Annotated in this window: 11 protein-coding genes, 4 tRNA genes and 3 rRNA genes; 4 read left to right on the top strand and 14 right to left on the bottom strand. The window is 62.7% G+C overall.

The window, feature by feature from the left end; translation table 11 throughout:
- Nucleotides 1-7 precede the first annotated feature (7 nt).
- The 7 genes from ACF3NP_RS00600 to ramA form a co-directional block, all read right to left on the bottom strand.
- On the bottom strand, nucleotides 8-2,536 hold the full coding sequence (locus tag ACF3NP_RS00600) for an ABC transporter permease (RefSeq protein ID WP_392398792.1): 2,529 nt from the start codon (nucleotides 2,534-2,536) through the stop codon (nucleotides 8-10).
- Entirely contained in the window at nucleotides 2,537-3,328 is a 792-nt protein-coding gene (locus ACF3NP_RS00595) for an ABC transporter ATP-binding protein (protein ID WP_392398791.1), read from the bottom strand.
- 569 nt (nucleotides 3,329-3,897) lie between these two features.
- A 5S ribosomal RNA gene (gene rrf / locus ACF3NP_RS00590) occupies nucleotides 3,898-4,015 on the bottom strand.
- A gap of 185 nt (nucleotides 4,016-4,200) precedes the next feature.
- Nucleotides 4,201-7,286, bottom strand: a 23S ribosomal RNA gene (locus ACF3NP_RS00585).
- A gap of 399 nt (nucleotides 7,287-7,685) precedes the next feature.
- Nucleotides 7,686-9,202 (bottom strand): 16S ribosomal RNA (locus ACF3NP_RS00580).
- Together the 16S, 23S and 5S rRNA genes form the textbook arrangement of a ribosomal RNA operon.
- Before the next feature lie 555 nt (nucleotides 9,203-9,757).
- The gene (murA, locus tag ACF3NP_RS00575) at nucleotides 9,758-11,008 is read right to left on the bottom strand and encodes a UDP-N-acetylglucosamine 1-carboxyvinyltransferase (protein ID WP_181889011.1); all 1,251 of its coding nucleotides are present in this window, start codon (nucleotides 11,006-11,008) and stop codon (nucleotides 9,758-9,760) included.
- Nucleotides 11,009-11,052: 44 nt separating this feature from the next.
- The gene (ramA, locus tag ACF3NP_RS00570) at nucleotides 11,053-11,895 is read right to left on the bottom strand and encodes an acetate metabolism transcriptional regulator RamA (protein ID WP_181889639.1); all 843 of its coding nucleotides are present in this window, start codon (nucleotides 11,893-11,895) and stop codon (nucleotides 11,053-11,055) included.
- A 267-nt stretch (nucleotides 11,896-12,162) separates the two neighbouring features.
- On the opposite strand from ramA, the gene cysK reads away from it, so the two are divergent.
- The 3 genes from cysK to epsC all read left to right on the top strand — a co-directional run bounded on the left by cysK (nucleotide 12,163) and on the right by epsC (nucleotide 15,823).
- Nucleotides 12,163-13,104, top strand: coding sequence for a cysteine synthase A (gene cysK / locus ACF3NP_RS00565; protein WP_181889012.1), 942 nt, complete (start codon nucleotides 12,163-12,165; stop codon nucleotides 13,102-13,104).
- Nucleotides 13,105-13,390: 286 nt separating this feature from the next.
- On the top strand, nucleotides 13,391-15,025 hold the full coding sequence (locus tag ACF3NP_RS00560; RefSeq protein ID WP_181889013.1) for an IS3 family transposase: 1,635 nt from the start codon (nucleotides 13,391-13,393) through the stop codon (nucleotides 15,023-15,025).
- Between the two features lie 198 nt (nucleotides 15,026-15,223).
- Nucleotides 15,224-15,823, top strand: coding sequence for a serine O-acetyltransferase EpsC (gene epsC / locus ACF3NP_RS00555; RefSeq protein ID WP_239307583.1), 600 nt, complete (start codon nucleotides 15,224-15,226; stop codon nucleotides 15,821-15,823).
- On the opposite strand, the gene ACF3NP_RS00550 is transcribed toward epsC, so the two are convergent.
- From ACF3NP_RS00550 to ACF3NP_RS00525, 6 genes are all read right to left on the bottom strand, one after another.
- A complete protein-coding gene (locus ACF3NP_RS00550; protein WP_239357421.1) occupies nucleotides 15,824-16,114 on the bottom strand; it encodes a GNAT family N-acetyltransferase in 291 nt (96 codons plus the stop codon). It lies immediately after the preceding gene.
- 59 nt (nucleotides 16,115-16,173) lie between these two features.
- A tRNA-Phe gene (locus ACF3NP_RS00545) sits at nucleotides 16,174-16,246 on the bottom strand.
- A gap of 28 nt (nucleotides 16,247-16,274) precedes the next feature.
- Nucleotides 16,275-16,348 (bottom strand) — tRNA-Asp (locus ACF3NP_RS00540).
- A gap of 100 nt (nucleotides 16,349-16,448) precedes the next feature.
- On the bottom strand, nucleotides 16,449-18,791 hold the full coding sequence (locus ACF3NP_RS00535) for an ATP-binding cassette domain-containing protein (RefSeq protein WP_392398790.1): 2,343 nt from the start codon (nucleotides 18,789-18,791) through the stop codon (nucleotides 16,449-16,451).
- 55 nt (nucleotides 18,792-18,846) lie between these two features.
- Nucleotides 18,847-18,923, bottom strand: a tRNA-Asp gene (locus tag ACF3NP_RS00530).
- Between the two features lies 1 nt (nucleotide 18,924).
- Nucleotides 18,925-18,997 (bottom strand) — tRNA-Glu (locus ACF3NP_RS00525).
- 74 nt (nucleotides 18,998-19,071) lie between these two features.
- Between ACF3NP_RS00525 and ACF3NP_RS00520 the strand changes: the two genes are divergently transcribed.
- Nucleotides 19,072-19,659: a CG0192 family protein gene (locus tag ACF3NP_RS00520; protein WP_181889017.1), complete on the top strand. Its 588-nt coding sequence runs from the start codon at nucleotides 19,072-19,074 to the stop codon at nucleotides 19,657-19,659.
- 3 nt (nucleotides 19,660-19,662) lie between these two features.
- Here the strand turns inward: ACF3NP_RS00520 and zupT are convergent, their stop codons facing one another.
- Nucleotides 19,663-20,427, bottom strand: a complete 765-nt coding sequence (gene zupT, locus ACF3NP_RS00515) for a zinc transporter ZupT (RefSeq protein WP_181889018.1) — start codon at nucleotides 20,425-20,427, stop codon at nucleotides 19,663-19,665.
- Nucleotides 20,428-20,450 lie beyond the last annotated feature (23 nt).

Here is a 20,450-nt window from a genome sequence, read left to right as displayed (position 1 = left end):
GCCCCCCCTACTCCGCGATCGCGTCCAGCGGCGGCGTCTTCGCGGCCCTGCCCGCCGGCCACACCGCGGCCAGCAGGCCGACCAGGAACGACCCTACGAGGACGGTGAGGATGAGCTGCCACGGGACGGTGATCGTCGTCAAGCCTTTTGCCTCGAGTACGGTGAGGAACGCCCAGCCCAGTCCAAGCCCCAACAGCACGCCGAGGATGGCGCCGTAGACCGTCATCTGCACCGACTCCAGCGTGATCATCGTGCGGACCTGGCGGCGCTGCGTGCCCACCGCACGCAGCATGCCGATCTCTTGGCGGCGCTCAATCACCGACAGCGTCAGCGTGTTCACGATGCCCAGCACCGCGATCACCACCGCCAGCGACAACAGCGCGTACAGGATGAACAGCATCTGGTCGATCATGGCGGAGACCTCGCCCGCCATGTCGTTGGTGGAGCGGACCTGCACGACGATGTCGTGGCGCACCTCTTCCTCGAGGTTCGCGCGCAACTGGGCCTCGTCCACCGTGCCGTCGTTGTTCACGCCGACCATGAGGACGCGCCCGGTCCCCCGCGCGCCCGTGGCCGCGGCTGCCTCGTCGGAGACCACGAAGGACTGCAGGATATTCGACGGCTCGAAGGTCCCGCCCAGGGTCGCCTCCACCGACTCGCCGGTGGGCCCCGCGACGGGGAGGGTGTCGCCGACGCGCCAGCCGTGCTCCTGTGCCAAAGGCGCCGGCGCGATGATGGTGTTGCCGTCCAGGCTGGAACTGCCCTCCACCATGTCCAGGGTGATCAGGTCCGCCGGGTCGCCCTGCAGCACGTCGGTCATACCGAAGCCGCCGAGCTGGTAGCCAAACTGCCCGTCCACGGTGATCGGCGCCTGGGTGTACGCGGCCGTCTCGCCGGCGCCGTCCACCGCATCCAAGCGCTCCGGCAGGTCCTCCGGCAGCGGGAACACCCCGTTCTGCGGGCCGGAGAGCACGAAGTCCGCGGACACCTCGCTGCTGGCCACGTCATCCACCGAGCGCTTCATCGACGCGCCCAGCATGCCGATCACCGTCACCAGTGCAATGCCCAGCATCAGCGCGAACGCCGTGGTGGCGGTGCGGCGCGGGTTACGGCGCGTGTTCGTGGACGCAAGCCTGCCCACCGCACCGAACGGCAGCCCAATCACCCGGCCCAGCGGCGGCACCACCGGCAGGCTCAGCGCAGGGCCGGCCAGGAACAGGCCAGTGATCGCGGCCAGTGCCGCCACGCCCACCAGGCCCGCGCGGCGGCCGGTCGCGCCGTCGTCCCAGCCCATCGCGTACACCGCCGCCGCGACGCCCGCGGCCACCAGGATCAGGCCCGCGATAGTGCGCCAGCGCAGCGGCTGCGGGGTGGCGTCCTCGCTGGAGCGCATCGCCTCCACAGGCTTGACCTGCCCCGCCTTGCGAGCCGGCGCCAGCGCCGACAGCACCGTCACCAGCGTGCCCACCACCAGCGGCACCACCACCGCGCGGGTGGACAGGCCCGTGCCCGCGTCCGGCAGCGGCATGCCGTAGCGCGCCATCGCCACCCGGATCAGGGCCACCAGCCCCACGCCGCCGGCCACGCCGAGCGCGGAGCCGAGAAGGCCCACCAGCGCGGACTCGAACGCCACCGAGCGGGTGATCTGCCCGCGCGACGCCCCCAACGAGCGCAGCAGCGCAAACTCGCGGGTGCGCTGCGCCACGATCATGGAGAACGTGTTCGCAATGAGGAACGTCCCCACCAACAGCCCAACCAGGCCGAACGCGACGAGGAAGTAGCTGACAAAGCTCAAGCCCTCGCGGATCTGTTGAGACATCTCCTCGGCCACATCCGCGCCTGCGCGGACCTCCAACTCCGGAAACTGCGCCTTCAGCCTATCGACGACCCCAGCTCCCCCATCCACCGTCACCGCCGGCACCGACGCGCCGTCCCGGTACACGTCGAGGTACGCCTGCTCCCCCACACGCAGCACCAGCGACGTCTCCTGCGCCAGCGGGTCCTCGTATAGCCCCGTGACGGTGAACTCGTTGCGCCCGTCCTTGTCCACCACGATGAGCTTCTCGCCCATCGCGATGCCGTACTTCTGCGCGCCGTTCGCGTTGACGGCGATGTCGCCGGTGGCGGTGGGAGCGGAGCCGTCGATAAGCACAGGTGCCCTCCCCACAGCCTCACCCTCGCTGTAGAAAGGCAGGAGGCGGGAGGTGCCGAGCTGCGTCTGAATCGCAACTTCATCTTGCCTAGCGACGACCACAGGTTCATCCACGAACACATTCACCCGATCGACACCCTCGGTGTCCTCGATGGCGTTGAACGTGTCCATGTCGATGCTGCCCTCGGTCGGGCGCACCACCGCGTCCACGTCTTCCAGCGCCGTATCGACGGCCGAATCGAACGTGGCAGACAGCATGTTCGTGAACATCAGCGCACCCGACAGGAACGCCGTGCCCAGCACCACCGCAAGCACCGTCAGCGCGAGCCGCAGCTTGTGCGCCGCGACGTTGCGCAGCGACACCTTCGTCAACGTGTTGGCCATCTAGTCCTCCATGCCAGCCATGACGCGGAGGATGGAATCCATGTCCGGATCGCGCATCTCGTCGACGATGTTGCCGTCGCGGAGGAACACCACGCGGTCGGCGTAGGAGGCGGCGCGGGCGTCATGCGTGACGATGACCACCGTCTGCCCGTCCTTATCCACCGCCGTACGGAGAATGTCCAGGACCTCTTTCGAGGCGTTGGAGTCCAAGTTGCCCGTGGGCTCGTCACCGAAGATCAGCTCCGGGCGACTCACCAGCGCGCGGGCGCAGGCGACGCGCTGCTGCTGGCCCCCCGACAGCTCCGCCGGGCGGTGATCCAGCCGCTTGCTCAGGCCGAGGCGGTCGGTGACCTCGTTGAACCATTGGGGGTCCACCTTGCCGCCCGCGATGTTCGTGGGCAGCGTGATGTTCTCCGCGGCCGTGAGGGTGGGGACCAAGTTGAAGGACTGGAAGATGAATCCGAGACGGTCGCGCCGCAGCGCCGTGAGCTGCTTGTCGTTGAGCTGGGACAGGTCCGTCTCGCCGATGTACGCTTCGCCGGTGGTGGCGGAGTCCAGCCCCGCCATGACGTGCATGAGCGTGGACTTTCCCGACCCGGACGGGCCCATAATCGCCGTGAACTCATTGCGGCCGAACTCCACATTGACGCCGTCGAGCGCCCTGACCTCGGTGTCGCCCTTGCCGTACGTCTTGACCAGGCCTACCGCCCGGGCGGCCGCGTTGTGCGTTGCCGGTTCTGCTGCTGCTGCGATGGGTGCTCCCGCTTTAATGATCTCGTCCGACTCAGACATCGAGGTTCACCTTCCTGTCAATCCATTCCTCCGGGACTATACGCATCCGGTAAGACAGGGCAGATAGTCAGCTACTCCCTTGAAGAATTCGTGGGCGGACACCAATGATGGGGGCTGGTGTGGTTGTCCGCAATGCGTAGTATCGCCCGATCTGCAGTTCGTGGGTGTACACCCATCGTTGGTGTATCTGGTGGTTGTCCGCAATGCGGAGTGTGGACCGGCCCCGGGTTGTTGTGGGTGCGTTGTTAGTCGAGTAGCGGAGGTCGAGTCCAACGGTGTACGCGGGCGTACTCGACGCCCGGTACTCGACTTCCGCCCCACAGTAGGCGTCATGGTGGTTGCGTGTGCTGGCCCCGCGACCTATGTGGCCCCTAGTTGGCAGGTCGCGCCCCGCCGGGTGGTCTCGCCCCGGGGTCTCATGGGTATGCACCAATGACAGGTGGTGGTCTGGTTGTCCGCAATGCGGGGATCCCCCAGGCGGCCTCGCGGGTCACTGGCTGCGCATATGAAAAAACACCCGCCGCACAACGGTCGTGTTGTGCAGCGGGTGCTTGTGTGTGAAGTTGTTGGGTCGGCGGTAACCTACTCTCCCACTCCCTCCCGGGGGCAGTACCATTGGCGCGGGCGGGCTTAGCTTCCGGGTTCGGAATGGGACCGGGCGTTTCCCCGCCGCCATCAACCACCGACACACCTTATGGGGTATGCACGGCGCTGTTGTGTTCAGCGTGTGTATGCAATTATATCGGCCAACTTGTCCCGCATGTAGCGGTGTTGGTGTGTTGTGTCAGTGACTGCACAGTGGACGCGGAGCATATGTGCTCTTGATTGTGTTCGTTTTCGCGGTGTTCACACCCTTGGTTGGTGTGCGGCGATTCGTGTGTTTATTGGTGTATTAGTACCGGTCGCCTCCACACATTGCTGTGCTTCCAGGTCCGGCCTATCAACCCAGTCGTCTTCTGGGAACCTCAAATGAAACCTCATCTTAAAACAGGCTTCCCGCTTAGATGCTTTCAGCGGTTATCCCTTCCGTACGTAGCCAACCAGCCGTGCTCCTGGCGGAACAACTGGCACACTAGAGGTACGTCCGTCCCGGTCCTCTCGTACTAGGGACAGCCTTCTTCAAGTTTCAACGCGCGCGGCGGATAGAGACCGAACTGTCTCACGACGTTCTGAACCCAGCTCGCGTGCCGCTTTAATGGGCGAACAGCCCAACCCTTGGGACCTACTCCAGCCCCAGGATGCGACGAGCCGACATCGAGGTGCCAAACCATCCCGTCGATATGGACTCTTGGGGAAGATCAGCCTGTTATCCCCGGGGTACCTTTTATCCGTTGAGCGACACCACATCCACAAGTAGGTGCCGGATCACTAGTCCCGACTTTCGTCCCTGCTCGACTAGTCAGTCTCGCAGTCAAGCTCCCTTGTGCACTTACACTCTATACACCTGATTGCCAACCAGGCTGAGGGAACCTTTGGGCGCCTCCGTTACATTTTGGGAGGCAACCGCCCCAGTTAAACTACCCACCAGGCACTGTCCCCAACCCAGATCATGGGCCAAGGTTAGATATCCACTACGGTCAGAGTGGTATTTCAACAACAACTCCACACACACTAGCGTGCATGCTTCACAGTCTCCCACCTATCCTACACAAACCGCACCGAATGCCAATACCAAGCTATAGTGAAGGTCCCGGGGTCTTTTCGTCCTGCCGCGCGAAACGAGCATCTTTACTCGTACTGCAATTTCACCGGGCCTGTGGTTGAGACAGCAGGGGAGTCGTTACGCCATTCGTGCAGGTCGGAACTTACCCGACAAGGAATTTCGCTACCTTAGGATGGTTATAGTTACCACCGCCGTTTACTGGGGCTTAAATTCTCCGCTTCGGACATCACGTCCTAACAGGTCCTCTTAACCTTCCAGCACCGGGCAGGCGTCAGTCCGTATACATCAACTTAACCGTCTTCGCACGGACCTGTGTTTTTGATAAACAGTCGCTCCCCTCTCTTCTCTGCGACCCACACCAGCAACACAATCGTATGACCGGTAACCAGTGTGGGTCCCCCTTCTCCCGAAGTTACGGGGGCATTTTGCCGAGTTCCTTAACCACAGTTCACCCGCTCGCCTCAGTATTTTCTACCTGACCACCTGTGTCGGTTATGGGTACGGGCCGTATACGCACATCGCTAGAGGCTTTTCTCGGCAGTCCAGGATCACCAACATCACCCACATATGGGCTACGCATCACGCCTCACACAAAAAACACCAGGATTTACCGTGGTGTCGTGCCACACGCTTGCACCGCAATCCAATCAGCGGCTCGGCTACCTCACTGCGTCACCCCATCACTGACCTACAACGGATCAGGCCCCACGCATCACCACCAACCAACCACTTCGAAAAGTGGCAACGGCCGGCGGGTCAGGGTGGTTAGTATCACCGCTTCGATACTGGGCGCGCATATACGGGTACGGGAATATCAACCCGTTAACCATCGACTACGCCTGTCGGCCTCGCCTTAGGACCCGACTCACCCTGGGAAGACGAACTTGACCCAGGAACCCTTAGTCATCCGGCGGGCAAGATTCTCACTTGCCATTCGTTACTCATGCCTGCATTCTCACTCGCATGCAGTCCACCGCTCCTTCCGGTACGGCTTCACCCCACACACGACGCTCCCCTACCCAAACAAAAATGTTTGCCGCGGCTTCGGCGGTGTGCTTGAGCCCCACTACATTGTCGGCGCGGAACCACTCGACCAGTGAGCTATTACGCACTCTTTCAAGGATGGCTGCTTCTAAGCCAACCTCCTGGCTGTCTTCGCGATCCCACATCCTTTTCCACTTAGCACACCCTTAGGGGCCTTAACCGGCGATCTGGGCTGTTTCCCTCTCGACTATGAAGCTTATCCCCCACAGTCTCACTGCAATGCACCACTATAAACCGGTATTCGGAGTTTGGCTGACGTCGCTAAGATGATAGTCCCGCTCAACCAACCAGTAGCTCTACCTCCGGCAAGCTCACATCACGCTGCACCTAAATGCATTTCGGGGAGAACCAGCTATCACGGAGTTTGATTGGCCTTTCACCCCTACCCACAGCTCATCCCCTCAGTTTTCAACCTAAGTGGGTTCGCGCCTCCACAACCTCTTACAGCTGCTTCACACTGGCCATGGGTAGATCACCCCGCTTCGGGTCCAGGACATGCCACTTAAACACCCTATTCGGATTCGCTTTCGCTACGACTACCCCACAAACGGGTTAACCTCGCGACATGCCGCTGACTCGCAGGCTCATTCTTCAAAAGGCACGCCATCACACACAAAAAAGTGCTCTGACGGATTGTAAGCGCATGGTTTCAGGAACTCTTTCACTCCCCTCCCGGGGTACTTTTCACCATTCCCTCACGGTACTTATCCACTATCGGTCACACTGAGTATTTAGGCTTACCGGGTGGTCCCGGCAGATTCACAGCAGATTCCACGAGCCCGCTGCTACTCGGGGAAAAACACAAACCACACAACCACACACACCTTCACGTACAGGACTTTTCACCTACTCCGGCGCACCATCCCAGATGCTTCCGCTGATGTATATGCATTGCGCGTGCAGTTGACAGCCTGCACCATTTGCGCCCCACAACACCGCACACGCAACCCCTGCCAGGTATCACACGCACACGGTTTAGCCTCATCCGCTATCGCTCGCCACTACACACGGAATCACAATTGTTTTCTTCTCCTACGGGTACTGAGATGTTTCACTTCCCCGCGTCAACCCCCACACAGACTATGTATTCACCTGCGGGTAACACCACACAACTGGTGCTGGGTTTCCCCATTCGGACATCCTCGGATCAACGCTTTGTTGGCAACTCCCCGAGGCATAACGCAGCCTCACACGTCCTTCATCGGCTCAGCATGCCAAGGCATCCACCATACGCCCGTAACAAAACACACGGACACACAAACAATCAAGGTACAAACACCAAAACACAAAAAAGAAAGATACTCGCGTCCACTATACAGTTCTCACACAACACAACCCCCACACACAACCAACCACACATAAGCAGCCAGCCGACATGAGGGCCCAACAGGAACAACCTTGTGCTGCCCCAGACACCCAACAGTGCACCAACGCATACTCTTTTGTCACGCAAACCGGTGTGACCACCAACCAACACCATGTGAGCACAACCCCTTCTCAGCCCAGCCGCACCACCATCCAGACGGTGCCACCATGACCTTGAAGGTGTGTCTCCACCCGGCAAAATACTTTCGTGGCAGTCGCACACTCGGCGACTCAACCACACAAAACAACACCCACAACTGCGGGCGAAAAATAAAAGCTCCTTAGAAAGGAGGTGATCCAGCCGCACCTTCCGGTACGGCTACCTTGTTACGACTTCGTCCCAATCGCCGATCCCACCTTCGACAGCTCCCATGACAGGCCACTGGCTTCGGGTGTTACCAACTTTCATGACGTGACGGGCGGTGTGTACAAGGCCCGGGAACGTATTCACCGCAGCGTTGCTGATCTGCGATTACTAGCGACTCCGACTTCATGGGGTCGAGTTGCAGACCCCAATCCGAACTACGACCGGCTTTACAGCGATTAGCTCACCCTCACAGGCTTGCAGACGCGTTGTACCGACCATTGTAGCATGTGTGAAGCCCTGGACATAAGGGGCATGATGATTTGACGTCATCCCCACCTTCCTCCGAGTTAACCCCGGCAGTCTCTCACGAGTCCCCACCATAACGTGCTGGCAACATAAGACAAGGGTTGCGCTCGTTGCGGGACTTAACCCAACATCTCACGACACGAGCTGACGACAACCATGCACCACCTGTACACCAACCACAAAGGGAAGCTACATCTCTGCAGCGATCTGGTGTATGTCAAGCCCAGGTAAGGTTCTTCGCGTTGCATCGAATTAATCCACATGCTCCGCCGCTTGTGCGGGCCCCCGTCAATTCCTTTGAGTTTTAGCCTTGCGGCCGTACTCCCCAGGCGGGGCGCTTAATGCGTTAGCTACGGCACGAACCCCGTGGAAGGGACTCACACCTAGCGCCCACCGTTTACGGCATGGACTACCAGGGTATCTAATCCTGTTCGCTACCCATGCTTTCGCTCCTCAGCGTCAGTTACTGCCCAGAGACCTGCCTTCGCCATCGGTGTTCCTCCTGATATCTGCGCATTCCACCGCTACACCAGGAATTCCAGTCTCCCCTACAGCACTCAAGTTATGCCCGTATCGCCTGCAGTCCCGCAGTTAAGCTGCGGGCTTACACAAACGACGCGACAAACCACCTACGAGCTCTTTACGCCCAGTAATTCCGGACAACGCTCGCACCCTACGTATTACCGCGGCTGCTGGCACGTAGTTAGCCGGTGCTTCTTCTCCAGGTACCGTCACTTGCGCTTCGTCCCTAGCGAAAGGAGTTTACAACCCGAAGGCCGTCATCCCCCACGCGGCGTCGCTGCATCAGGCTTGCGCCCATTGTGCAATATTCCCCACTGCTGCCTCCCGTAGGAGTCTGGGCCGTATCTCAGTCCCAATGTGGCCGTACACCCTCTCAGGCCGGCTACCCGTCGACGCCTTGGTAGGCCATTACCCCACCAACAAGCTGATAGGCCGCGAGCTCATCCCACACCGAAAAAACTTTCCACAATGGCATCCAAACCATCGTCCTATCCGGTATTAGACCCAGTTTCCCAGGCTTATCCCGAAGTGCAGGGCAGATCACCCACGTGTTACTCACCCGTTCGCCACTCGAGTACCCCTGCAAGCAGGAGCCTTTCCGTTCGACTTGCATGTGTTAAGCACGCCGCCAGCGTTCATCCTGAGCCAGGATCAAACTCTCCACAAAAAGTTTCAGAAAGAAACAGGCCGTGAAAAGCCCAAACCCAACCAAAAACAAACCAAACACCCAAAACCAGGGCATCAAGTGACTGGCAAAAATCCAAAAATTACAAAGGTTCAACAACCAACCCCCAACCCGACGGGGTCGAAAACACAGGGGTCGGCCAAAAATACGTGAAACATGTTCAACCACACCCCACGCACACTGAACCAAACAGATGACGCGATCCATCATTGGAATTCAACCACGCCACCACCGGCACACACCCACAACAGGGCGCACACCACACAGTGCACAAAACGAGGCAGGCAAACACACCCACGCAACAAAAGTACATTGGCACACTATCGAGTTCTCAAACAACACCAGCACACCCAACACCAACCCACACACAGTGAGTCAGCATCAAAGTGACTTTGGAATCTACCAGCGATTGTTTTCCTGCCCGCCACACAAACCGGAAAGAATCTCACCTTCCAGCGGGGCGTTGTCGGTCTCGCTGACTCGATATAAGTTACACACACCCCACACACAACACAAACCCGCAGCACAACGCGGGTTTTATGCGCGTTCTACATGTGCACCAAGCGCGTTTAACTGCTCGACAAAGGCCGGGTAGCCGCGGTCGATGTGGTGCACCTCGTGCACGGTGGTCACACCGTCCGCGACCAGGCCAGCGAGCACGAGTCCGGCGCCGGCGCGGATGTCGGAGGACCACACGTCGGTGGACGACAGGTTGTCCACTCCACGCAGCATGACGTGGTGGCCGTCCACGTTGGCGTCGGCGCCCAGGCGCAGCATCTCGTCCACAAACCGGAAGCGGGCCTCGAAGACGTTCTCGGTGATCACGGATACGCCGTCGGCAATCGTCGCCAGCGCGATTGCCATGGGCTGGAGGTCCGTCGGAAAGCCGGGGTACGGCAAGGTCTGGTAGTCCACGGCGCGTGGACGCTGGTCCATGCGCACGCGGAACCCGTTGTCGTAGGTCTCCACGTTGGCGCCGGCGAGCTTGAGCTTCGACAGCGCCAGGTGCAGATGCCCGGGGGCGGCGCCGGTGACGGTGATGTCGCCCTGGGTCATGGCCGCGGCGTACGCCCAGGTACCGGCGACGATGCGGTCGCCGACCACCGTATGCTCCGTCGGCGAGAGCGAATCCACACCATCGACGGTGATGGTGGACGTGCCCGCGCCTTCGATGCGCGCGCCCATGGAATTGAGCATGGAACACAGGTCCACGATCTCCGGCTCGCGCGCGGCGTTGTCAAGCACGGTGCGGCCGTCCGCAAGCACCGCCGCGGTGACGATGTTCTCCGTCGCACCCACGGACGGGAAGTCCAGCTTGATGGAGGCGCCGGTGAGTTTGTCTGCCCGCGCCACCACCGCGCCGTGCTCGATGTGGGTGGTCGCGCCCAGCTTCTCCAGGCCGGACTGGTGCATGTCCAGCGGGCGCGAGCCAATCGCGTCTCCGCCAGGAAGCGCCACGTACGCCTCGGTGCAACGGGCCACCAACGGCCCGAGCACTGCAACGGATGCGCGGAACTGGCGCACCGCGTCAAAGTCCGCGTGCGGGGACACCTCGGCCGGAGTGTGGATGCGCACCACATCGCCGTCAATGTCCACCTCGCAGCCCAGCCCGACCAGGACGTCGCGCATCAGCGGAACGTCCAGGATCCGGGGGCAGTTGCGCAGCGTGGTGGTGCCTTCGGCAAGAAGGGCCGCGGCCATCAGTTTGAGCACGCTGTTCTTGGCGCCGTCGACGCGAACTTCGCCCGCAAGCCGGGCGCCGCCTGAAACCAAAAACCGTTCTTTCACGTCCGCCACAGTACAGAACCGGAGGGACGTCGATAAGCAATTGCCTACGGCAGAGCGCCGATGCGACGCGCGGCGTTGACCGCCTCATACCTGGTGTGAGCACCGAGTTTGCGCATCACGCTGCGCAGGTAGGACTTCACGGTCTCCGCGCCGATGCCCATCTCGGCGGCGGCCTCCACGTTGGTGTGGCCGAGCGCCACGCATGCGAGCACGTCGAGCTCGCGAGCGGACAGCTTGGTGGTCTGCTTCACGGCCACCGGGGAGACCAGCTGCTCACAGAGCTGCTCGAGCTCTTTGCGCAGCTTCTCGTCCTCCACACGGTTGGTCAGCATGCGCAGCTTGGAGTGGGTGGCGCGCACCTGCTCCCACTCGGCGCCGTTCATCGCGCGACCGGTCTTGGCGCCGGCGCGGTCCCCGCCGTCGGAAGAGCGCAGCGCCGCGTTGACGGCGAGCTCCTGCTCGAGGGTGCGCGCGGTCATGGCGACTTCCTCGATGACCTTGTCGCCCAGACGCACAGGCGAGTGCACGCCGACGTACAACACGCCCCGAATCTCACGCTGCACGATCACCGGCACGGCCACGACGGAGTGCAGGCCCTCGTCCTGGATCTGCTGGTCGTACTCGTGGGAGATCACGGACGCTCGCGTGTAGTCGGCGATGCCCACTGCGCGGCGGGTGGACACGACCCTGCCGCCCACGCCAGCCCCCTCGGCGACGCTGAGGTTCTGCAGCGCCGGGGTACGCAGGCCGATCCACTGGGTGATTTGGATCCGGTTGTCCGACAGGAGAGTGCCGTACATGGCAACTGGAATTCCGGTTGCGGTCTTCAACGCGGTCAGTGCAGCACGGATCGCGTCATCGTCGTCCTTGATGCGCTGCGCATCCATCGTCATACGTGTCGCCTTCCACCGTTCCGGGGGCACCCGTTTGGGGAACACCCGAATCCGAACAGGACTCAAAAACAATCGTGATCATATCGCGCGAACGGGGGTAGCCAAACTTAGCCCCGCTCGAACGGCGCTTGATTCAACGCTTCCACGGCACCCAAAACGCCGGTCCGAACCATCCGGTACACACGAGACAAACCACCCGGTCTAGTTCGGGGTGTATGCTGAGCCTTAAACAAACTCAATCAACCCAGGAGGCAATCTCTCATGGCGAAGATCGCAAGCAACGTTCTCGACCTCATCGGCGGCACCCCGCTCGTCGAGCTGAAGGACATCACCGAGGCCAACGGATCCAAGGCCCGCGTGCTGGCCAAGCTGGAGTTCTACAACCCGGCCAACTCCGTCAAAGACCGCATCGGCAAGGCCATCATCGAGGCCGCCGAGGCATCCGGCGAGCTGAAGCCGGGTGGCACCATCGTCGAGGCAACCTCCGGCAACACCGGCATCGCACTCGCACTCGCGGGCGCCGCGAAGGGCTACAAGGTCATCCTGACCATGCCGGAGACCATGTCCACCGAGCGCCGCGTGCTGCTGCGCGCCTACGGCGCAGAGATCGTGCTCACCCCGGGCGCCGCCGGCATGAAGGGGGCCGTGGAGAAGGCCAACGAGCTGGTAGAGCAGAACGAGGGCGCCATCCTGGCCCGCCAGTTTGAGAACGAGGCCAACCCGAAGATCCACTACGCCACCACCGGCCCGGAAATCTGGGAGGACACCGACGGCGAGGTGGACATCCTCGTCGCGGGCGTGGGCACCGGCGGCACCATCTCGGGTGCCGGCAAGTACCTCAAGGAGCAGAAGTCGGACGTCAAGGCCGTGGCCGTCGAGCCGGCTGCCTCCCCACTGCTCTCCAAGGGCGAGGCTGGCCCGCACAAGATCCAGGGTCTGGGCGCCAACTTCATCCCGGGCACCCTGGACCGCAACGTCGTGGACGAGATCATCGCCGTGACCAACGAGGACGCCGTGTCCACTTCCCGCGAGCTCGCGGTGAAGGACGCCATCCTCGGCGGCATCTCCGCAGGTGCAAACGTCAAGGCGGCGCTGGAGCTGGCCGCGCGCGAGGAGAACGCGGGCAAGACCATCGTGGTCATCATCCCGGACTTCGGCGAGCGCTACGTCTCCACCGTCCTGTACGAGGACATCCGCGACTAAGCACTATTTGCTTTGCGACGAGCTGTCGCCCCTCCCCCGGCCCCGACACCATCCGGCGCCGGGGCGGGCGGGGCCCGAAACCCGCAAACCGGCTACCTACAACCGGCTACCCGTCGAAAACGGGAGCGCGGACAAAAAGTTGGAGTGTTGGGGGCTGGAAGGTATTCCGATGCCCGCAGGTTTTCCATCTGATATCCGCGTTGGTGCGGTTGAGAGGTTTTTGGCTGGGTCGTCTGCCCGTGAGGTCTGCGACTGGGCTGAACACGCGTGTGGTCGCCGACCGTCGGTGGCCACGGTCGGCAACTGGGTTGCGGCCAAGCGTCGTGGCCAGAGCTTGGACGGTACGCGACGCGCCTACGACGCTGAGACCATCGCAAAAGTTGTCGCACGCAGATTGACCTCGCAGGCGACAGTGCGTGACATTGCCGTGGAGTTCGATGTCCACGACACCGCGGCACTGACCTGGACGAAGCGGTTTTGGCCCGACGATGACGAACGCGATTCGGCAGCGTCGATGACTTTCGACGAGGCCTATGCGGCGACAATGGAACGCGTGAGCAAACACCGCAAAGTCCAACGCAACCATCAGCAGCAGCGAGTCGATGAGGCAGCCAATGCGAAGAAACCACCCCGGCCAGTCAACGAGTGGCTGCCAGGGCCTGGGCCGATAGACGATATCGCTGATTTACCCAGTGACATGGACGAGCTGAAAAAACTCGTTGTTGAGATGCGCGACCGGGAAACGGTCAAAGACGCCATTATCCACGTGCTCATGAGCGATGGTGAGCCACGGGGAAAAGACAACGTCCGCGACGGTGAGTCGCGGGGAAAAGACGACGTCCGTGACGGTGAGCTGTCCACCGCGGCGAAAGCCGCAGTGGTGGTTGCCCTCACGGACGCCCACGAGTTTTCCATCGCTCGAGCATGCGCGGTCGTTGGGATTGCGCAGTCGACGTTTTACTACCACCGACACAAACACACGCAGGTAGTGCAACAGCGCGAACAGCGCCACGCTGCACTCAAACCGCTGATCTTGCAGGCAGCCGCCGAATCCGGGCAAAGCTACGGCTACCGGCGCATCCACGCCTGGTTAAAGATCATGGGGCATACAGTGTCGGAAAAGATCGTGCGCACCCTCATGAAAGAGCTTGGGTGCCGCCCGCCGGCGAAGGCGTCGGGCAAGTACTCCTCCTACACCGGTGAAACCGACCACAAACCGGCAAACCTGCTGCTGATCACCCCACCCGACAGCAGCGACGGGGATGCGGATTCGGATGCGGCCCGGCCGGTTGTTGCACCGTCGCAGTATTTCATCGACCACGCCGACACTCAGGGGCTGACCCACGATTTCCACGCGGATGCCCCGTGGGAGAAAATCGGCACCGACGTCACCGAAATCCACTGCCCAGACGGGAAGTTGTTCCTGTCGGCAGCGATCGATTTCTACGACGGGATGCCGATTGCGGTCACCATGTCGACGTCGCCGAATCACGACTTGGTCGCCGAGATGATCGCGCGAATCGACGAGGTAAAACCCGACGGTGCGCAACCGATTATCCATTCCGACCGTGGCGGGCTCTACCGCAGTGAACGCTGGGTCAGCCTGATCACCGACCACACCCACAACATCCTGGATTGCCCCGACTGCCAGGCCGATGCGTGGTGCGACACCCGGTGGCGATACATCCCGTCACTGTCACGCAAAGCCACCAGCGGCGACAACGCGCGCACCGAAGGGTTCTTCGGCACGATGAAACAAGAACTGCTCAAAGGCAGGCCTGTGGTGTCAACGATGACGGTGGAGCAAATGCGCGACTATATTGACACCTACATCGACTTCTACATTCACAGACGATTGAAGTCGACACTCGGCGACGGCTACACCACCATCGCCGAACACCGACAAGCACTGAGTGCATAACAACGAGACAAAGTCCCCCAAATGCACTCCAAGAATTTGTCCGCATCCCCAACTCGGCTGGTAGCCGGTTGTAGGTAGCCGGTTTCTTCGTGCGAACGGACCGGTTCTGACGGGCTGGGCAGGGCTGGTCGGACCACCCATGACCCCGGGGGAATCTTTATCCCCACAAAAAATGAACCGCTTGGTACACTGCGCCCCATGCTTTCCCTGGCCGCAAAGGTAATTTCCACCGTCCGCGAGGACCTGGCAAACGCGCGCGAGCACGACCCGGCCGCGCGCGGCGACGTCGAAAACGCTGTCGTGTACTCAGGCCTGCACGCCATCTGGGTGCACCGCATCTGCCACGCCATGTGGGAGCGGGACTGGAAGGGGCCGGCGCGCATCCTGGCGCAGTTGAACCGGTTCTTCACCGGCATTGAGATCCACCCCGGCGCGACGATCGGCCGCAGGTTCTTCATCGACCACGGCATGGGCATCGTCATCGGCGAGACCGCGGAGATCGGCGAGGGAGTCATGCTCTACCACGGCGTCACTTTGGGCGGGCAGGTGCTCACACAGACGAAGCGCCACCCCACCATCGGCGACAACGTCACTATCGGCGCCGGCGCGAAGGTGCTGGGCCCGGTGACTATCGGCGCGGGCTCCGCCGTCGGCGCGAACGCCGTCGTGACCAAGGACGTGCCGGAAAACTCCATCGCTGTCGGCATCCCGGCGAAGACCCGCCCGCGCAAGACGGACGAGTGCATCAAGCTTGTGGACCCGGACAGCTACGTCGATCCGGGCAGCTACATCATCTGATTAGGCGAGCAGGTCCCGGTACTGCGGGTTCTGCTCGATGTAGCGCTCCACGGCGGGGCAGGACGGGGTGACCTGCATGCCGTCGGCGCGGGCGTCGTCAAGCGCTGCCTGGATCAGCGGCTTGGACAGGCCTTGGCCGCGGAACTTGGGGTCCACCACGGTGTGCGGCAGGTCGCGCACGCCGTTCGCGTCGGTGTAGGTGGCAAAGCCGGCGACTTCTTCGCCGACGAGGATTTCGTACTGGCCTTCCGTTTCGTTCTTGCGCACGGATACTTCCGGGTTCTCAGACATGCGGCCGACTATATATGTGAAACCCCTTCCGCGTCGCTGCGGAAGGGGTTTCGGGAGTGTGGCCAGAGCCAGGATCGAACTGGCGACCCCACACTTTTCAGGCGTGTGCTCTACCAACTGAGCTATCTGGCCGGAACTACTCGTTTGCCAAGCAATTCAGCGACCCTGACGGGACTTGAACCCGCGACCTCCGCCGTGACAGGGCGGCGCGCTAACCAACTGCGCCACAGGGCCATATTCTGTTGTTTCTGTGCCCTCTCAAGTGCGATTCACACTGTCGCTTGCACGAGTTGATACACTACACAGCACCCTCACACTGCTACAAATCGCCAGCTTATGAGAGGTATCTCCCGGTTTCGGACCCGGTGCTTTCATGCCTATCGACGAGCTGCCGCACCGTGCCCGCATCCACCACTCGCCCACCCGCAGAGCCGGCACCGGGGCCCAGGTCGATGACATAGTCGGCGCGGGACACCAGCGCTAGGTTGTGTTCCACCACGATGACGGTCGCGCCGGAATCCACCAGCCGGTCGAACAGCTCCACCAGGCGCGCGGTGTCGGTGAGGTGCAGGCCGGTGGTGGGCTCGTCCAGGACGTAGGCGGGAGCCGGCTTCTTCAGACTGGCCGCGAGCTTGAGACGCTGACGCTCGCCGCCGGACAGGGTTGTCAGCGGCTGGCCGAGGGTGACGTAGCCCAGCCCGACGTCGATAAGGTGCCCGCACATCTTGGCGGCCGCGTTGACCTTGTTCTCCTTCAGGTAGGGCTGCGCCTCCTCCGCCGGCATGGACAGCACCTCGGCGATGTTCTTGCCGCCGAGGGTGTGCACCAGCACGGCGTCGCTGAAACGCTTACCCTCGCAGACCTCGCAGGGCACGTCCACGCCCTGCATCACGCCGAGGTCCACGTAAACCACGCCCGCGCCCTTGCAGTGCGGGCAGGCCCCGGCCGAGTTCGGGGAGAACAGCGAGGACGGCTCCCCCGACGCCTTCGCAAACGCCTTGCGGATCGAGTCCAGCGCGCCGGTGTACGTGGCGGGGTTGGAGCGCCGCGAGCCGGAGATGGGGGCCTGGTCCACCCACACCGCGTCTTCCAGCAGCGCGGAATCCTGCAACGCGCGAAGCAGGGAGGACTTGCCGGAACCCGCCACGCCCGTCACCGCGGTGAGCACACCGGTGGGGATGTCCACGTCGATGTCGGCGAGGTTGTTCTCGCTCGCCCCGCGCACTTGCAGCCAATCGACGGGCTCGCGCGGGTCCTCCTTAAGCTCGACGCCGAGCTTCAGGCTCTCACCCGTGCGCGTGCCAGCCTCGCGCAGTTCATCGACGGTGCCCTCAAAAACAATCTGGCCGCCCTCGGTGCCGGCGCCGGGGCCGAGTTCGATGACGTGGTCGGCGACCTCGATGGTCTGCGGGCGGTGCTCCACCACGAGCACGGTGTTGCCCTTGTCCCGCAGCGCGGTGAGCAGGCCGTTCAACCTGTCGATGTCGGCGGCGTGCAGGCCGGCGGTGGGCTCGTCGAAGACGTAGGTGACGTCCGAAAGCGCGGAGCCCAAGTGCCGGATCATCTTCACGCGCTGCGACTCGCCGCCGGAGAGCGTCGAACTCGGCCGATCCAGCGCGATGTAGCCCAGCCCGATGGCAACAAAATTCGCCAGCGCCTCGCGTATGGACGCCACCAGCGGCGCCACGCCCGGCGCGTCCACGCCCTCGAACCACTCGGCCAGGTCCTCGACCTCCATGGCGCACAGCTCGGCGATGTTCTTGCCGTTGATCTTCGATTCCAGCGTGTGCTGCGCCAGCCGGGTGCCGCCGCAGGCGGGGCAATCCACCTGGGTCACGGCGCGGTCCACAAACTCGCGGGCGGCTTTTTGCAGGCCCTCTTTTTCCTTGCTCAGCAGCGAGGCCTCCAGGCGCGGGATGAGACCCTGGTAGGTGGTGTTGAAGCCCAGGTACTGCACCTTCTCGGGCTCGCCGTAGAGCAGAGCGTGGCGCTGCTCGGCCGTGAACTTGCCGACAGGCACGTCCACCGGGAACTTTCCGGCCTCGGCGTAGGCGCGGAACTGCCAGGAGCCGGGCTTGTAGCCGGGCGCGAGGATGGCGCCGTCATCGATGGACAGCGAGTCGTCGACCACCTGCGCCTCGTCGAACCTGCTCGCGCGGCCGGTGCCGGCGCACTCCGGGCACATGCCGCCGGTGCGGGTGAAGTTCTTCACCACCTTCTTCTTGCCGGTCGCGTCCTTGATCGCGCCGCCGCCCGTCACGCTGGGGACGTTGAAGGAGTACGCGCCCGGCCCGCCGGCGTGCGGCTCCGCGATGCGCGAAAACAGCACACGCAGCATCGGCGTGACGTCCGTGGCGGTGCCGACGGTGGAGCGCACGTTCGCCCCGAGCGCAGACTGGTCCACCACGATCGCCGCGGTCACCCCTTCGAGCCCGACCACGTCCGGCCGCGCCATCGACGGCATGAAGCCCTGGACAAAGGACGAGTACGTCTCGTTGATCAGGCGTTGCGACTCGGCAGCAACGGTGTCGAAGACCAGCGAGGACTTGCCGGACCCGGACACGCCGGCGAACACGGTGAGGCGGCGTTTCGGGATCGTGACAGAGACGTCCCGCAGGTTGTTCTCGTTCGCGCCGGTAACAACGATTACGTCGTGGGCGTCAGCCTTGTTCTTCACGGGTGCCAAGCGTAGCCGTCGCAAAGCAAAAGGCTCGAGGCGTACCTCGAGCTAATGGCGACCCTGACGGGACTTGAACCCGCGACCTCCGCCGTGACAGGGCGGCGCGCTAACCAACTGCGCCACAGGGCCGTACCCCCAACGGGATTCGAACCCGTGTTGCCGCCGTGAAAGGGCGGAGTCCTAGGCCTCTAGACGATGGGGGCCTGTCATCAAAGACAGCCGTTGAATCATACGACACAGCCTTCGCAGCAACCAAACGAGCACTACAGTGGCCTACATGGCTGAAGCAATCATCTACGACGCGACCCTGTCCCCGACAAAAGATGAACTCCTTTCCGCGCACTCCCCCATCGTTGAATCCCTCGGTTCCTACCGTGTGGTGGACCGCGACGGCGAGGTGGGCATCGAAGTCCTTATCGGCCGCGATGTCAACGGCGCGCTGCGGCAGTTCGGTGTCTCCTACCGCGACGCGGGAGCCAAGCTTGACGACGAGCTCACGCCCATGAACCATTCCGTCCTCGGCGCCCGCTCCGTGGCGCCGCTGACCACGGATCCGGTGGCTGTGCGCGAGCTGATCCAGACGATACTTTCCGGCGGCGAGGGCGCGTCCTTCAGCACCGGCGAGCCGATCTTCGCGGTGCGCGGCACCGGCCAGACCCCCGACGTGGCGGTCAGTGCGGCGGAGATTGAGGACCACAACGAGTACACCAGCATCGGCTCAGTGGACATCGACGGCGAAAAGCAGCGCTACCAGCTGCGCATCACCCGCGAGATCCTCGACGCCCAGGTGGCGGAGCCGGAAGACCTCGCGCTCGTGCGCGCGGACGACGGCGTGATCCTCATGCGCCTCGAGGTCTGGAAGTAGGCCTTAGCCCGGCAGAATGAGCAGGCTGGCCGCCATGACGGCCATACCCGCGATGAGTCCGTAGATCGCGGTGTGGTGGCGGCCGGTATGAATTGCCGTGGGCAAAAGCTTGTCCAGGCTGACAAACACCATGATCCCGGCGATGGCGGCGTAGGCCACGCCGAGCGTCTCCGGGCCCAGGAAGGGGCGAAGCAGCACAAACCCGATCAGTGCGCCCAACGGCTCGGCCAAACCAGACAGCGTGGCCCAGCCGGCGGCCTTCCACTTCTTCCCTGTGGCCTGGCGCAGCGGCACGGCCACCGCCACGCCTTCCGGGATGTTGTGGATGGCGATCGCGATGGCAATCGGAAGCCCCAGCGCCGGGTTTTCCAGCGCCGCGATGAACGAGGCGAAGCCCTCCGGGAAGTTGTGCACCGCGATGGCTAAGCCGGTGACCACGCCGACGTTGCGCATGGTCTTTCCGCCCGAAGGGTCTTCGTGCGGGTTGATGCCGTCGGGCACAAACCTGTCGATCAACGCGATCACAGCGATGCCCGCGAAGAACGCGACGGTGCCCCACAGCTGCGCCCTGTCGTCGCCCCCGAGCGAGGCGACCCCCTCCGGCAGCAGCTCCACCAGCGAGATGTAGACCATCACGCCGGCGGAAAATCCCAGCGAAGCAGCGAGAAACTTGTCACTGGGGTTGCGCTTGAGCGCCACAAGCAGGCCGCCGAGGCCGGTAGACAAACCGGCGAACAGCGACAGACCGAACGCGAGCCCAAAGTTCATGCGGCAACTCTAGCCCGCCCAGC

The sequence above is a fragment of the Corynebacterium lehmanniae genome, from assembly GCF_043161975.1.
GTDB lineage: Bacteria > Actinomycetota > Actinomycetes > Mycobacteriales > Mycobacteriaceae > Corynebacterium > Corynebacterium lehmanniae.
Note: the sequence above shows the minus strand (reverse complement) of the source record. Positions and strands in the feature narration are given on the sequence as shown.